Consider the following 15,400-nt stretch of genomic DNA (forward strand, 5'->3'; position numbering starts at 1 on the left):
GTGCCCAACCACAGCCCACTTACCCTACAGGCAACGGTTGCCACTGGTAACCATGCCGCCGTGCTGGCCGGTGCCGACAGCGGCAGCGTACTCGCTGATGGCAATACACACCTTCAAACCCAGGGCCACCTGACTGTGCTCGATGTCGATGGCGACCAAGCACACTTTACCCCCTTGCAAGACATCAAAGGCCAGTACGGCCAGTTCAGCATCGATGCGCAGGGGCACTGGCATTATCAGGCCGACGGTCACCAGAGCGCCTTGCAGCAGTTGACTGCGGGCAAGGCCTTGAGCGACACATTCACCGTCACCAGCGCCGATGGCACCGCCCACACAGTTACCGTGCAACTGTTTGGCAGCAATCAGAATACCGCCGCCATCATCAGTGGGGCAGACAACGGCAAGCTCACCGAGGATGGCACGCAATCTCAGATCGGCGGCCAGCTGAGCGTGGTCGATCCTGATACTGGCGAAGCCCACTTTATCGCCCAGGCAGATGCGCAAGGACAGTACGGCCAATTCAGTATCGACGAGCAAGGAACTTGGCAGTACCGCCTAGACAACGCCGATCCCACCGTGCAAGCACTCAAGGCTGGTGAGACGCTGACCGATCTTTTGACAGTGCACAGTGCCGATGGCAGCAGCCATGTGCTACGCATCACTGTAGAGGGCAGCAATGATGCGCCCGTTATGCAGGCGCAGAGCCAGTCAGTGACTGAAGACGGCGGCCTGCTGCGCGGCCAGATGGCGGCGCTGGATGTCGATCGCGGTGATGTGCTGCATTTCTTCACGGCCGCCAACATCCCCGGTTTTGTGCTGCACGATGATGGCAGCTACAGCTTCGATCCCAGTCACCAGGAATATCAGAGCCTGACCAACGGCCAAGTGCGAAACATCGCCATTCCAGTGGTAGTTACCGACAGTAGTGGGGCGCGGGCGAGCCAGTTCCTCACCTTGCATATCACCGGCCAAAACGATGGTGCGGTGATCAGTGGTGATGATCATGCCAGCGTACAGGTCCAGGTGAACACGCAGGCTACTGGGCAATTGCTGGTCAGCGATGCTGACCTAGGGCAGGATCATTTCCAAGCGGGGCAATACAAAGGTGATCTAGATGGTACCTTGACGTTGGATGCCCAAGGACACTGGCAGTACCAGTTGAACGAGCAAAACGCCTTCGTACAACACCAAACCGACAAGTCCTACACCTTCGAAAGTTTCACAGTCAAGAGTGCAGATGGTAGCTCCCACGAGATTCGTATTGAGGTGCATGGTGCGCCATCTCCGTCACCTCAGCCCCAGCAAACCGCACAGGGTAACTTTGGCGCCTATATGGCGCAAGATATCTACGATGCCCTGCAACCCGCCATAGACGGTGCTGGTTACCAGTATCGGGATCTGGCAAAGGCCTTTGCTACGGGTGACATGCAACCCTTTTCCAATATGGAGCTGAGTATTGCAGGGGTACATATACAGATAGTCACCCCCTCAGGCCAATTGCAGCAAACCATTTCACCGACGGGCACTGACAACGCAGCAGTTCTGTCGATGACGCAATTGATGCAGCTTCACTCACAGGGCTATGGCATCCTAGTATCCAGCGATAGCGGCTTAGATACCGCGCGTATGTGGTTACATAACACAGGTGATCCTCATAATATTCATGTTGAGGTCAACGGAGTGGGTTTTACTGGCTGGTCTGGGCCATATACTTTTGGAGAGTTGCAACTCCATGCGCAAACATCATCACAATCAAGTGATGAAGCAAACTTTGAAACAATAGACAGCGTTAATCTTGATGTTGCAGAGCCGGCTACTCTAGCCACTTCGGCACATGACCTTGATTCGGCGTCAAGTGGCCACTTGAATGTCAGCAGTGTTAACTATGATGCCAGTCTCCTAATGGGATCTGTAGACGAACAGACTGCTCAAACTAACCCAGCGCAGGATAAATCTGTCGATACAACCCTTTTTGAGGGAGGCAATTTTTCCGCGCAAGCAACCACATCCCCTATCGATCACTATCTGCAAATGGTGGGACTGATGCCCGATTCTATTGAGCAACAACCAACTACACCGATTGAACTGGCAACGTTAAACACACCATCATCAACATTCCAAGATATGGATACTGATATGTTAGATATGGTTACGATTAACCATTTTGAAAATCCACTGATTGAGGAACACAAAACACCTCATTTGGACCAGTATGGCTTTCAGGGAGAACATGCACAATTAGAGGTGAATCCAAACGATGATGATCTCTTACATTCCGCTCTAAACGACATGCATAACCAAATGTAGTCAAAGGGAAGAACAAATATTTATCTTGTTCTCTTCGCTGACCATAACTTATCCGCAATAGACCCTAGGCAGGTACCTAGGGTCTATTAGGCTAAAAGTGCATCGCTGACATTTAGGCCAAGGCACCATCCGCTCGACAGCCAAAATGTCTCTCGGCTTAAAAAAACCTCAGAAAATTACTCCCTATATCCCCTTTAACTCCTTAAATATCTGGCATTTATTTTGCCTAAGTAGGCAATGTTCAATTGTGGCAACCTCTATGACCGCGGGCAAAACCCCAACACAGCACCCGACTCAACCGCTCAACCGTTTACTCGGTGAAACCAGCGGCGCCTTTGCTGACTTAGGCACATTTTTACCTTTAGTCTTGGGCTTAATTGCCCTAAACCAATTTTCGCCCCAAGGGATATTTTTAGGCTTTGGCCTATTCGCCATCCTAAGCGCCTTATTTTATCGCCGTCCGATCCCCGTCCAGCCCATGAAGGTCATCGCCGCCCTTGTGATCGCCCAAGGCTTAACGCCTGGGATGCTCCAAGCCAGTGCCATGCTGATGGGTATCATTCTGTTAATCTTGGCGTTTAGCGGCGCCATCACTTGGCTTGCTAAGCAATTATCCCAAGCAGTGAGTGTGGGGATTCAATTAGCGATTGGTCTGCAATTGATGTGGATGGGCACTAAGATGATGAGTGACTTTTGGTTACTCGGACTCGGCGCGTTTGCCTTGCTGTTTGTGAGTAAATTCTTACCATTGCGTTACCTTGCCATGCCACTCGTTATCGCAGCGGGTATGTTGTGGCAAGCCAACAGCCAAACCGAAATAACTAGCAGCCTGACGATTCCCGCTTTGAGCACCTCACTGCATTTGGCTTGGCCGAGTCTTAATGAGTGGAGCTCGGCGGCGATTTTACTGGTGTTGCCACAACTCGCTCTCACCTTAACCAATGCGGTAATAGCAACTTCAGCCATGGCGCAGGAAAAATTCCCTGAAGACGCCGCTAAACTCACGCCTAAAAACTTGGCCATTAGCTCTGGGCTGGCCAATTTGTTACTCGCGCCTTTTGGTGCAGCGGCCATGTGCCATGGCGCAGGAGGACTTGCAGTGCAGTATCACTTTGGCGCACGCACCCATCTCGCACCATTAATCTTCGGCGGTACTTGTGTGGTTATCGCCCTGTTTTGGGATAGCCAAATGGCATGGTTGCTCGGGCTTATTCCTGTAGCAATTCTCGGCAGTTTGCTGTCCATCGGCGGTTTGCAACTGGCGTGGTCAAAACGCCTTATCGATGGTAAGCCCTTCTGTATCTTTGTGATCTTATCTACCGCTGTGACCTGCCTAGCCATTAACGCCGCGGCAGGGCTTGCCGTGGGGATTCTTCTCGAGCAAGGTCGCCGCACTTGGGCCATGCTCGCGATGCGTTAAGCGCCAATATCCCCAAGAAAGTAAAAAACACAGCACATCCCTGTGCTGTGTTTTTAGCTCTTAAAATGTTCTTGCAGGATTGGTTGGCGTATCCTTTTGCGCCAGCGCCCATTTAGCAATCGCATCCTTACGCATAAAACCCACTTTTGAGTGTTCTTTCGCGTATTGAATAAACTTGTCTAAGGCATTGGCAAGACCTGGCGTGCCCCCGATACGGTCATGCACACTAATCGACATCATCCGCCGCTGCGATGCTCCTTCCTGATAGAGCATATCGAATTCGTCTTTAAGCTCCTGTAAGAAGGCGGCAGCCGTCATCGCAGTGTTACCACCAAAGCGACCTATATCATTGTTGCGCAAGGTATAAGGCACCACGGCAAACGGTTTACCCTGCACAGGGATAATTGAAGGTTCATCCCTTGATAAATCATCAATGTGATAGATAAAACCTAAGTCCTGTAGGATATTTAAGGTTTGGGTGCTGTGGCGCATCCAAAACGCATTAAACCCGACGGGACGCTGACCAGTGATCTTTTCTAAGGTATTGATACTCTGGATATAAGAATCACGTTCCTGCGCTGGCGACATACTGTATTGCGGCGTCCACGTCTGCCCATGGCCTGAAATCTCATGGCCTTCATCCGCCACTTGTTTAGCAAGTTGTGGATGTAATTCGGCGGCGCGGCCCACCATATGGGATGTCACGTGAATATTGTGCTTACGCCATATACGCAGCAAACGCGGTATCCCTTCATTCATCCCGTAGTCGTACCAACTGGGAGTAATCGTATCTGGGTAGCCTTTCTCCATTGGTGGAAACGGCCCTTCAGCGTTTTTATCCTGCGCGCCAGCCTCAAACTGCATGGATATAGAGATCACTAGTTGCTCGCCATTAGGCCAAAAACGCTTATTCATACTGCCTCCTACCGAAGTTTGAGTTTGATCATCGACCGCCACTAAGCTCGGAACTCCCATTGAAAATGCAGACTGACTCAGCCCTACACCCGCAATCAAAGCACCGCCCGCCTGTAAACTGGTCTTTAAAAATTGTCGACGTTGATTCATGACTTCGCTCCTGTGGTCACAGCGTTAGAGGCAAACTGGTTAAATAGCGTTTGATAATCTTCAAGGTGCCAGTTATCAGTAATAAAACCCTCACGCACGCGGTACATATCTACGGCGCGAAAATCAATTTTTTGCCCTTGACCACGCTGTTCACCAAAGACACCCGTAAAGTGGCCATTAAAACGGAGGCGCACAACCGCACGGTCACCGACCACCAGCAAGTGCTCAACGGTTACCGAGAGATCAGGTACCGCCGCCCTAAAGGTTTTAGAGGCGTCGAGCGGTCCGCTAATCCCCTGTGCACGACCTTCGGGCAAGGTGCGATCAATAAAACTGGTCGCTAATGCCCAACGGGCAAATGTCGGATCACCGGTATCCCAAAAACTAGCGTATAGCAAAGCGGCGTGGGCAATAGATTCAGCCTGTGGTGAACCATCGCTGATCAGCTCCATTGCCGTTACCTTAGGAGTAAGAGCGGTTTTGACATCAACACTGGCTTGGGTTGAACCACCTTGAGCGGCAAACGCCGTCATACTTAGACTCGCAAGCGCAAAGCCTATAATGGCTAAGCCGAGTAATCCTGAGCTCCACAAACCTACTCTTATCCAAGGAGAAACAGGGCAATAAATACGGTTTTGCATTATGCCACCTCATCATCACTAGAGCGGATGACGGCGCGCAGTGCCGCTTGATAGCTAGGATAATCGGTATAGCCCGCCGCACTGCCGCCAAATAATGGCCCCTTATCGAAGGGCGATAGGGGTAATTGATTGGCTAATCGATAGGGCAGATCGGGGTTAGCAATAAAGGCACGGCCAAAGGCCACTAAGTCGGCATAACCTTTTTCGATAACCTCATTGGCACGCTCGACATCGTAACGCCCCGCCACAATAATGCTGCCTTTAAACACTTTGCGTAGCTCAATTCTGAAAGACTCAGGCACCTGTGGCGCATCATCCCAATCGGCTTCAGACAAGTGCAAATACGCTACGCCCAACGCCGATAAGTGTTTGGCGGCCAACAGGATAGTATCGACAATCTCAGGGCAAGCCATGTCCTTAAAAGTTACATAGGGTGCGAGGCGAACGCCTACTTTATCGGCGCCAATCTGGGCACTTACCGCTTCAACCACTTCCAATAAAAACCGAATACGTTTTTCAGGCGTGCCGCCGTAGGCGTCGGTTCTATGGTTAGAATTAGTCCGCAGGAATTGGTCAATGAGATAACCATTACCACCATGGATTTCGATGCCATCAAAACCCGCGGCAACGGCATTTGCCCCTGCGTTGGCAAAGTCGGCCACCACGCGGTCGATATCCGCTTGGGTCATTTCCCTCGGCTCGGGGCAATCTACCATTTGTCCCTCGGGATGCTCCTCATCAACGATCCATACCTTAGTACCAACAGGAGCAATCGCTGATGGTGCAATCGGCGCTGCACCCTGCTGAAAAATCGGATGGGACACTCGGCCTACATGCCAGATTTGATTAAAGATTTTTCCACCCGCTTGATGCACCGCCGCAGTGACCTTTATCCAGCCATCAACTTGCGCCTCGGTATAGACGCCGGGGGTAAAAGAGTAGCCTTGGCTGTCGTCGGAAATTTGGGTCGCTTCACTGATGATAAGCCCTGCCGACGCACGCTGGGCATAATATTGCGCCATTAAATCATTAGGGATATTACCCGGTTGCGTGGTACGCGCCCGTGTCATCGGCGCCATAACAATACGATTTTGCAGTGTCAGTGCCGCTGACTCATAGGCTGTAAATAAACTCATATGCACTCCCGAACCATAAATGATGATTGAATATCTGAGTGCAATTGTGCATTAGTTAATCTATATTGATAATCAGCCTATTATTTAAATCATTTTCAAAAATAATTTGATATGTATCATATAAACGATCTGCAACTCGCCCTGCGTATTGCTGCACTAGAAAGCCTGTCCGCCGCCAGTAAAGAAGTCGGCATGACGCCCGCCGCCGCGAGCGCGGCCCTGCAAAGACTTGAAAAAAAGTTAGGTTGTCAGCTATTTGCGCGATCAACTCGGCGGTTGCAACTCACGGAAGAAGGGCGAATATTTCTCGATGCAGCTAAACCTGCCCTTGCGTTACTCGAAACCGCTTCCGCTAATTTGGCCGAGCATAGGGGCGAGCTTAAGGGCGAAGTGCGCATTGCCCTGCCCTCGGACATTGGCCGCAGCCGGATCCGCAATTGGCTAGATGAGCTGATGGATAGCGCGCCTGAGCTGTCGATTCAGCTGTACTTTGGCGACCATATGACAGATCTCATCGATCAAAATATCCATTTAGCCCTGCGTTATGGCCAACTGGAAGATTCCAATCTAAAACGGCGCCAACTGTCGATGACGCCAAGGGTGCTCGTCGCCTCCCCCGCTTATCTTGCGCAATATGGTGAACCGCAAACACTGAACGAGCTGAGCCAACACCAAGTGTTGATCTTAAATCGTGGCGGCGAGCCATGGCAGAAATGGAAATTCAGCCATAATGGTGAAACCGTAGAGATTGAAGTAAGAGGAAAACGCTTTTGCAATGATGGCGCCGTTGTGCGCGATTGGGCACTGGCGGGGCGAGGTATCGCCTATAAAAGTTGGCTCGATGTAGCGCAGGATGTCACCGAAGGCAGACTACAGCTTATCTTAGCCGATAAACTCGCGCCTGCGGTGCCACTGCAATTGGTTTATCTACAAACCGACTATCCGAGCCATAAAATTCGCCGCACCATTGAGTTTTTAGCGCAAAAACTGCAGCAATTTAGCCAAGAATATCCAGCGCCTTAAACGATAATTGGGCCTGATAAAAAGTAGCTTGCACCCGCAACTGAAGATAGATACTTAAAAACTCTGCGGCGATTCATTCTAGCCCCGAGGCAATATCACCGTCACTACACAGCCTTGCTGCCAAGGCAATGGCGTTTGTGTCGATTGCTTGCAGTTTTCAATCTCAATACTGCCGTGGTGACGGCTGACGACATCCTTACAGATCGCTAAACCTAATCCGAGCCCTGCATCTTTGGTCGAGGCAAAAGAGGCCATCAACTCATTAGCTTGTCCCTGTAAACCTTGGCCATTATCAATCACCAAGACTTTGATTTCATTGGGTTGATAGTGGATCTCAATCCTTAACTTACGTGCACGGTTATCCTCACATGCTTCCAGCGCATCGAGGCTATTTTTCACCAAATTGACCCACATTTGACTTAAGCCAACACTATCGCCCATCAATTCATAGGGACGACCTTGCACCTGTACGTCAACTTGTACCCCCGCTCGGTCTAATTCTCGGCGTAATAAGGCCAGTGCCTCTTTGACGACTAACGTCACATCCAGCGGTTCGGCCTTCGACTGACGGCGTTTAAGCAAGCCACGAATACGGTGTACTACCGCCCCGGCCCGTATCGATTGTGCGTTGATTTTACCCAAAATATCATAAAGCTCTGGGTTGTCCTGCCCCAGCCTTTCTAGCTGTATCATGGCGCCCTCACTGTATTGGGTTATCGCCGCAATCGGTTGATTTAGCTCATGGGCCAACCCAGCACCAATCTCCCCAAGGATCGCCGCACTTTGTAAGCGTTCTAACTGCAATGCCTTGTCTTTTAATTGCCGCTCAGTACTGACTAAAAACTCGCTCTTTTGGCGGAATTTATATTCGAGCCACAGGTGATAAATGGTCGACACAATAAAGATCAGCAGTAATACCCCACCCCACTCTTTATTTTTCTCCATCCATTTATACACGGTTTGATATAAGGGAGGTGATGCACCTTGCAGCTGTAATTCTTTAAATAATTCAATCACCTTTAGCTGGCTTACCGGCGCAGTCCAACCTAAAGTATCGGCGGTAATGGCTGCCACATGGTCTGGGGGCAGGTCAAACAAGGCGCGGGTGATTTGCATGGTGATCCGTGGCGAAACCGTATCCGCCGCCGCAAATGACCAATTAGGATAGAGTTGGGTGCTCACCTCGCAGTCATATCCAGGAGGATGGGTTGGATGAATGACACGATAGTCCGCCTTATTGATAAGCCCAGTTTCAATCATTTCCTCTAGGGTACAAAAAGGCGCAATGGCGGCATCGGCACTCCCATCGCGCACTTGATAGATCAGCGGCGCGAGGGGCAATCCTAAAAATCGCACTTGGCCAAAGAATTGCTCCGGTAAATAACCCATTTTATGCAGTAATCCCATCGCAGCCTGATAGCCGCCAAGTGCCTGCGGATCGCTAGCAACCACATTCTTACCGCGTAAATCCTGCAAGCTACGTATAGGGCTATCGGCACGCACAATAATGGTCGCGCCTATGGTAAAAGTGCTGCCCTGATGTTTACGGCTTTTCATGGTCGCGAGCCAAGAGAGGGGGAAATTATTACTCAAGTGCAGATACTGGCCGGGGTTAGTCACAATAAACTGCAATTCATTGCTCAGTAACTGGCTACGCATACCATTAAAGTCGACGGGCACCACTTCAAAACGGCTATTAGGGACGTTTTCGCTAAGGTAATCCATCATAGGCTGCCAGCGCTGTTTTGCCTGCAACACCCCATGATTAGCCAGCACTCCCACTTTAAATTCATGAACGGGAATATCTTCATCGGCATAGGACAAATTAAGCATCATTACGCTCAATATGCAGCTCACGAGTATTGCCCTACACCAAGTTCTCATTGCTATCGCCTTGTCTTGTATGCTTTTGTATTCGGAGTACTTTATACGCAAGGCCAAAATGATGCTGTGAATAACACCAAACTCTGGCATTCCCCCTAAAGTGATTTGACTAATTTAGTGATAAACCTCCCAAGACCTAGGCTTAAAATTGAGCCTACGACAAGGCAGGCTTAAGCTGATAAAGAGTCCCACCACCAAAAGGAAAACCATGTCCACTATGCTGCCGCTGTATTTAGTCGATGATGATGAAGCGATTCTCGACTCCTTAGGGTTTATGCTCGGGCAATTTGGCTACCAAGTACAAACCTTTAGCAGTGGGCGGGATTTTTTAGCCCAATGCCCGTTAACTCAAGCGGGCTGTGTCATCTTAGATAGCCGAATGCCGGAGATCACTGGCCAAGAAGTGCAGCAAAAGCTGCTTGAAACCCAAAGTCCATTAGGAGTGATTTTTCTCACTGGCCACGGTGATTTACCCATGGCATTAAGCGCTTTTCGTAAAGGCGCATGCGACTTTTTTCAAAAACCTGTGTCGGGTAAAGCCCTTGTACAAGCGATTGAAAAAGCACATAAAGAAAGCCAATCCAGCTTTGAGCAACAGAGTCTGCAGCAGAAATTTGCCCAACTGACTGAGCGCGAACAACAAGTATTAGCCCATGTGGTTCAAGGCATGACCAACAAACAGATCTCCGAAGCCATGTATTTATCCTTAAGAACCATCGAAGTGCATCGCGCAAAGATTATGAAAAAGCTTGAAGTGAACAATATGGCAGAGTTAGTACAACACTTAGGAAATCTAAATTCTGTTTTATAAATCAGTGACCAGCACGCTAAACAATCGCAATATATTCTCGCCACGCTTGTCACGATTAAACCACTCATTCCATATAACTCAGACCATTTAGAATACGCTGATGGCGGCGTTTTCATCCAAACTGCGACAAGCTGTCGCAGTTTGCATCTTTGGCTTTGTATCAAACACCATTCACTGCCACACTCAAGTTAGGTTCTGTCATTTATGCTCCGTAGGCATTAACGATCCACTGCTTTTGAACCTTTCCCCGAGTACGGCCAGTGTTCTCGGGGATTTTTTTATCCCTACAAACCCCGCCTCGCCGCCCAAAACCCGAACAATCAATGTAGCACTATTGTTAATCAAATTAATATCTATCAATAGCTTAATGATAATTTTTCAAAATGAAGTTAGAATGCGACTATCTTGGCAACAGGTGAGCAGTATGAGTCGTTTACACACATCTAAGGGATTCACCCTAATCGAACTAGTGGTGGTTATCATCATTTTAGGCATTCTTGCCGTAGTCGCAGCCCCGCGCTTTATGAATCTAAGTCAAGATGCCCACGATACTCGGGCAAAAGCTGCTTTTGCTGCTTTTACCTCTGGCGTCAAGCTGTATCACAGTTGTTGGCTTGCGGGCGGACACTCGGGATATACCCAAAATCTCGCTTGCTATGGTGATGGCACTATCGACTCGACCACCACGGGCTTTCCACTCGGAAAAGACACGGCTCAAAGCAGTCAAGGCACTCAATTACAAGGCGCTTACTGCGGAGAACTGTGGCAATCGTTACTCGATAATCAGGACTTTGTCCTTACCACACACACGGATTGGGAAACGCAACAAGCACCCAATATCGACATCGTCTACTGGTATAGCGGCGGCGCGATAAGTGACCCTAATACTTATTGTTACTTTAACTATGTGTCGGATGATCGCCGCCTTGGCAGCGAGAATTGGGAGCTAAAATACTATCCCCTCGATGGACGAACTGTTGTCGGCCGCTCCTCGTTATCTGCACCTTAATCCATCCAGCATATCCGCTTTCGCCACAGGACAAAAATCAACAAAGTCCTGTGGCTTTTTCTGCAATAACTTGAATTCTGACTATCCATCCTATAGTGACTTTGTTTTCCTCCGCATCATTTTCATTGCGGGCAGACACTAAGATTCCTTTTACATGTGGTTGTCAAACTCACCAAAGATTGGCCTTAATCCTATAGATTTGTTACCTTTTTGTTTATGGAACACTCAGATGAATAAACGCCAATGAATAATCTCATTGTTACACCAGGCTACGCTTCACAATTCAGTTGTATAGGTGCCGCATGTGAAGACAGTTGCTGCCATGACTGGACCATCATTTTTGACAAAAAAAGCTACAAAAATACCCTTAACCATCCAAAACTCGCGTCTCTTGCCAAAGAGGCATTTATTGAAACCAAAACCGATGCTAATCAGTGGGCAAAAATCAAACTTAACGCCAATGGAATATGCCCGTTTGTAAACGAGCAGAAGTTATGTTCCATCCATGCGGCTGCGGGTGAAATAGCCTTAAGCCACACCTGTAAAACCTACCCCCGTAGTGACAATGTTATCGCAACCACCAAATATGAAAGTTTAACGATATCTTGCCCTGAGGCTGCCCGCCTGGTGCTATTTGACGCCAATGCATTTCAATTTGAGGCAAAGAGCGGTGGCGCCAAACGTCCAACCGCGGCCAATCCTGCATGGTTAGAAAAAACCTACGATTACAGTTTGGATTTATTAATTAATATGGGTGTGGATTGGCAACAGGCACTCATGGCCATAGGATTATTGGTAAAAGTCAGTGACCAAGTGAGGCAAAATACTCTTCCTATTGCACAAATAGATCAGCGTTTTGAACAATTAATCTTGCTGGCCCAAACCAATCAAATCGATGAGCAATATCAAAAAATACCCTACACACCACAGCCTCAAACCCATGCTTTTGTTTCGATACATGATCAATTATGCAAACTTCACTCAAGAAGCTTAAAGCCTCGTTTTACCTCGCTTAATGACGCAATTGGTTTGTTGTGTAATGAGAGTAATCAATATCAAATTGACGATTTAAATAAAGCGTGGGAAGAAAAAGCCTTGCCCGCGTTGAGCAATTATCAGGATTTATTTGACCGTTATATTTTATATTCGCTTTACCATGAGCATTTCCCCATGAGTGATTCACAGCAGCCTTGGATGGCATTTCGCCTGCTCGTGATTGATTGCTTTATGATCCGCTGTTACTTATCTGCCATGGCATTTAAAAATAATGGACTGACAGAAAGTGACATAGTGCTTTGTTTTCAGCTCTATAGCGTTGTGCGCCAACATAAAGCGAAATTTGCCGAGGGCATCAATCAGACCTTACAAGAATGTGGTATTGATAGTATTCCCGCCGCCATCAGCCTATTAAAAACCTCGTGATCGCCTATGGTAAAACCGAGACTGCCGAAATAGCGCCAACGGCAGTCTTTGCGAATCAGCCGACACTTCAGTCGTAGCAAGACTGAAGCAGGCCGCCACTTCCCCGTATGCCGTTATTTTGTTGCAAAAGGCGCGCGAACACGCAAACCCCATTGGCTTTTTCTGCAATAACTTGAATTCTGACTATCCATCCCCATATTTACTCCATCATCCACCGCAGGATTTTCATTGCGGGCAAGAGAAGAGGATTCAAAAGTGACCACTATCGTATCAGTACGCCGTAATAACCAAGTTGTCATCGCCGGCGATGGCCAAGTCTCCCTAGGCAATACCGTGATGAAAGGTAACGCCAAAAAAGTGCGTCGCTTGTATCACAACAAAGTGTTGGCAGGTTTTGCTGGCGGCACCGCCGACGCTTTTACCCTATTTGAGCGTTTCGAGTCCAAGCTCGAGATGCACCAAGGTCACCTGTTACGCTCGGCTGTTGAACTGGCCAAAGATTGGCGTACCGACCGTATGCTGCGCAAACTCGAGGCCATGCTAGTGGTCGCTGATGCCGAAGCCTCACTTATCATCACTGGTAATGGTGACGTAGTGCAGCCAGAACATGATTTAGTCGCCATTGGCTCGGGCGGTAACTATGCCCAAGCGGCGGCGTTAGCACTACTGCAAAATACCGAATTATCGGCGCTGGAAATTGCTGAAAAGTCATTGACTATTGCCGGCGATATCTGCGTATTCACCAATCAATTCAAAACGATTGAAGAACTTAATTACTAATAGGGCGTGAGGAATATTATGTCTGAAATGACCCCCCGTGAGATTGTCCACGAGCTGGATGCCCACATTATCGGCCAGAAAAAGGCCAAACGTTCCGTCGCCGTCGCCCTGCGTAACCGCTGGCGCCGCATGCAGCTAGATGCCGATTTCCGTCAAGAAGTTACCCCAAAAAACATTCTGATGATTGGCCCAACCGGCGTAGGTAAAACTGAAATCGCCCGCCGTTTGGCAAAGCTAGCCAATGCCCCATTTATCAAGGTTGAAGCCACTAAGTTCACCGAAGTGGGTTACGTGGGTAAAGAAGTCGAGCAAATCATCCGTGATTTAACCGACATCGCCATCAAGCTGACCCGCGAGCAGCAAATGGGCAAATGCCGCCAACGCGCCGAAGAACACGCTGAAGAGCGCATTCTCGATGCCCTTCTGCCCAAGCCGAAAAATGACTGGGATAACACGGAAAGCGATACCAGCTCCAATACCCGTCAAATCTTCCGTAAGAAGCTGCGCGAAGGCCAATTAGATGACAAAGAAATCGATATCGACGTGGCCCAGCCACAAATTGGTATTGAAATCATGTCACCGCCCGGCATGGAAGAAATGACTAACCAACTGCAAAGCCTGTTTAAAAATATGGGCCAAGCACCGGCTAAACGTCGCAAAATGAAGATCAAAGAAGCCTTTAAGCTGTTGATCGAAGAAGAAGCGGCCAAGCTGGTTAATCAAGAAGATTTAAAAGAGCAAGCCATTGAATTGGTTGAGCAGCACGGTATCGTGTTCCTCGACGAAATCGACAAAATCTGTAAGCGTGGCGAAACCTCAGGCCCAGACGTTTCCCGCGAAGGGGTACAGCGCGACCTATTACCTTTAGTCGAAGGCTGCACAGTCACCACTAAACACGGCATGGTGAAAACCGACCATATTCTGTTTATCGCCTCGGGCGCATTCCAGATGTCAAAACCATCGGATTTAATTCCTGAGCTACAAGGCCGTTTACCGATCCGCGTTGAGCTAGATGCGCTTACAGCCGATGATTTTAAACGCATTTTAACCGAGCCACATGCCTCACTGACCGAGCAATATATCGCGCTGATGGCGACCGAAGGCGTAACCATTGAGTTTACCGAGTCAGGCATTGAGAGCATTGCCAAGGCGGCATGGCAGGTGAACGAGCGCACCGAAAACATTGGTGCCCGTCGTCTGCATACCGTGATGGAAAAGCTGATGGAAGATATCTCCTATGAGGCTTCTGACAAGTCTGGCAGCTCATTTGTGATTGATGCCGATTATGTGAGTGCTCACTTAGATAATCTGGTTCAAGACGAAGACCTAAGCCGCTTTATCCTGTAACTAGGGCTGTTATCCAAGCCTGCAATGTTCGGTATCCCAAGATACCGAACATTGAGTGCAAAATTGTGACTGTGGTTAAGGCTTACACTTTGTAACCTTAGCCACAAATTGTTATGTTACAGCTTGTCCATTCTCAGCATTTTCTTGGCGCTACCTATGACCACTAGCACACCCAATGTCACCGATCTTAAGCTCAAGCGTAAATCGCGCATTTTAGAAATCAGCTTCGATAACGGCGAGCAGTATCAACTCACCTGTGAGATGTTACGTGTCTATTCCCCCTCCGCCGAAGTGCATGGTCACGGTAACCCTAAGCTGGTCACCCATAAGAAGAATGTGAATATCACCCGCATCGAACCCGTAGGTAACTACGCGGTAAAAATCGTCTTCGACGATGGCCACGATACTGGCCTATTCTCCTGGCAAGTGCTTTACGATCTCGCCACTCACCAAGTGGAACTATGGGAAAAGTACTTAGCACGCCTACGAGCTGAGAAGGCCTCACGCGAACCCTTGATCGCGATGAATATTAAGTACAACTAATCAGTTAACGCC

Annotated in this window: 13 protein-coding genes; 9 read left to right on the plus strand and 4 right to left on the minus strand. The window is 48.8% G+C overall.

Annotation, left to right across the window (positions count from 1 at the left end; translation table 11 throughout):
- Both SHEWPOL2_RS13250 and SHEWPOL2_RS13255 read left to right on the plus strand, forming a co-directional pair.
- The coding region (locus tag SHEWPOL2_RS13250) for a VCBS domain-containing protein (RefSeq protein WP_204366686.1) at positions 1–2,307 on the plus strand (2,307 nt) is incomplete at its 5' end.
- Positions 2,308–2,566: 259 nt separating this feature from the next.
- On the plus strand, positions 2,567–3,727 hold the full coding sequence (locus SHEWPOL2_RS13255) for a putative sulfate/molybdate transporter (protein ID WP_037422747.1): 1,161 nt from the start codon (positions 2,567–2,569) through the stop codon (positions 3,725–3,727).
- 60 nt (positions 3,728–3,787) lie between these two features.
- Here the strand turns inward: SHEWPOL2_RS13255 and SHEWPOL2_RS13260 are convergent, their stop codons facing one another.
- From SHEWPOL2_RS13260 to SHEWPOL2_RS13270, 3 genes are read right to left on the minus strand one after another with little or no spacing between them, the layout of a single operon-like run.
- On the minus strand, positions 3,788–4,792 hold the full coding sequence (locus SHEWPOL2_RS13260) for a polysaccharide deacetylase family protein (protein WP_037422742.1): 1,005 nt from the start codon (positions 4,790–4,792) through the stop codon (positions 3,788–3,790).
- On the minus strand, positions 4,789–5,433 hold the full coding sequence (locus tag SHEWPOL2_RS13265) for an ester cyclase (RefSeq protein WP_037428945.1): 645 nt from the start codon (positions 5,431–5,433) through the stop codon (positions 4,789–4,791). The genes SHEWPOL2_RS13260 and SHEWPOL2_RS13265 overlap by 4 nt, the downstream gene beginning before the upstream one ends.
- Positions 5,433–6,569 (minus strand): alkene reductase, encoded by a 1,137-nt coding sequence (locus tag SHEWPOL2_RS13270; protein ID WP_037428948.1) that lies wholly within the window; start codon positions 6,567–6,569, stop codon positions 5,433–5,435. Before SHEWPOL2_RS13270 ends, SHEWPOL2_RS13265 begins: the two co-directional genes overlap by 1 nt.
- A gap of 111 nt (positions 6,570–6,680) precedes the next feature.
- Here SHEWPOL2_RS13270 and SHEWPOL2_RS13275 point away from each other — a divergent pair, with 111 nt between their 5' ends.
- Positions 6,681–7,592, plus strand: a complete 912-nt coding sequence (locus tag SHEWPOL2_RS13275; RefSeq protein ID WP_037428950.1) for a LysR family transcriptional regulator — start codon at positions 6,681–6,683, stop codon at positions 7,590–7,592.
- 78 nt (positions 7,593–7,670) lie between these two features.
- Here SHEWPOL2_RS13275 and SHEWPOL2_RS13280 read toward each other — a convergent pair whose 3' ends face one another.
- On the minus strand, positions 7,671–9,476 hold the full coding sequence (locus SHEWPOL2_RS13280) for a sensor histidine kinase (protein WP_086024042.1): 1,806 nt from the start codon (positions 9,474–9,476) through the stop codon (positions 7,671–7,673).
- Positions 9,477–9,684: 208 nt separating this feature from the next.
- Here SHEWPOL2_RS13280 and SHEWPOL2_RS13285 point away from each other — a divergent pair, with 208 nt between their 5' ends.
- From SHEWPOL2_RS13285 to SHEWPOL2_RS13310, 6 genes are all read left to right on the plus strand, one after another.
- Complete coding sequence (locus SHEWPOL2_RS13285; RefSeq protein WP_037422732.1) at positions 9,685–10,287, plus strand: response regulator; 603 nt, start codon at positions 9,685–9,687, stop codon at positions 10,285–10,287.
- Between the two features lie 424 nt (positions 10,288–10,711).
- Positions 10,712–11,296 (plus strand): prepilin-type N-terminal cleavage/methylation domain-containing protein, encoded by a 585-nt coding sequence (locus tag SHEWPOL2_RS13290; protein WP_037428991.1) that lies wholly within the window; start codon positions 10,712–10,714, stop codon positions 11,294–11,296.
- Positions 11,297–11,539: 243 nt separating this feature from the next.
- Entirely contained in the window at positions 11,540–12,718 is a 1,179-nt protein-coding gene (gene fliB / locus SHEWPOL2_RS13295; RefSeq protein WP_037428952.1) for a flagellin lysine-N-methylase, read from the plus strand.
- A 255-nt stretch (positions 12,719–12,973) separates the two neighbouring features.
- Entirely contained in the window at positions 12,974–13,498 is a 525-nt protein-coding gene (gene hslV / locus SHEWPOL2_RS13300; RefSeq protein WP_011073856.1) for an ATP-dependent protease subunit HslV, read from the plus strand.
- An 18-nt stretch (positions 13,499–13,516) separates the two neighbouring features.
- Positions 13,517–14,845, plus strand: a complete 1,329-nt coding sequence (gene hslU / locus SHEWPOL2_RS13305; protein WP_037428953.1) for an ATP-dependent protease ATPase subunit HslU — start codon at positions 13,517–13,519, stop codon at positions 14,843–14,845.
- Between the two features lie 156 nt (positions 14,846–15,001).
- Positions 15,002–15,388: a DUF971 domain-containing protein gene (locus tag SHEWPOL2_RS13310; RefSeq protein WP_011073858.1), complete on the plus strand. Its 387-nt coding sequence runs from the start codon at positions 15,002–15,004 to the stop codon at positions 15,386–15,388.
- The last annotated feature ends 12 nt before the right edge of the window (positions 15,389–15,400 follow it).

Source organism: Shewanella sp. POL2, assembly GCF_000282755.1.
In the GTDB taxonomy this organism is placed as follows: domain Bacteria; phylum Pseudomonadota; class Gammaproteobacteria; order Enterobacterales; family Shewanellaceae; genus Shewanella; species Shewanella xiamenensis.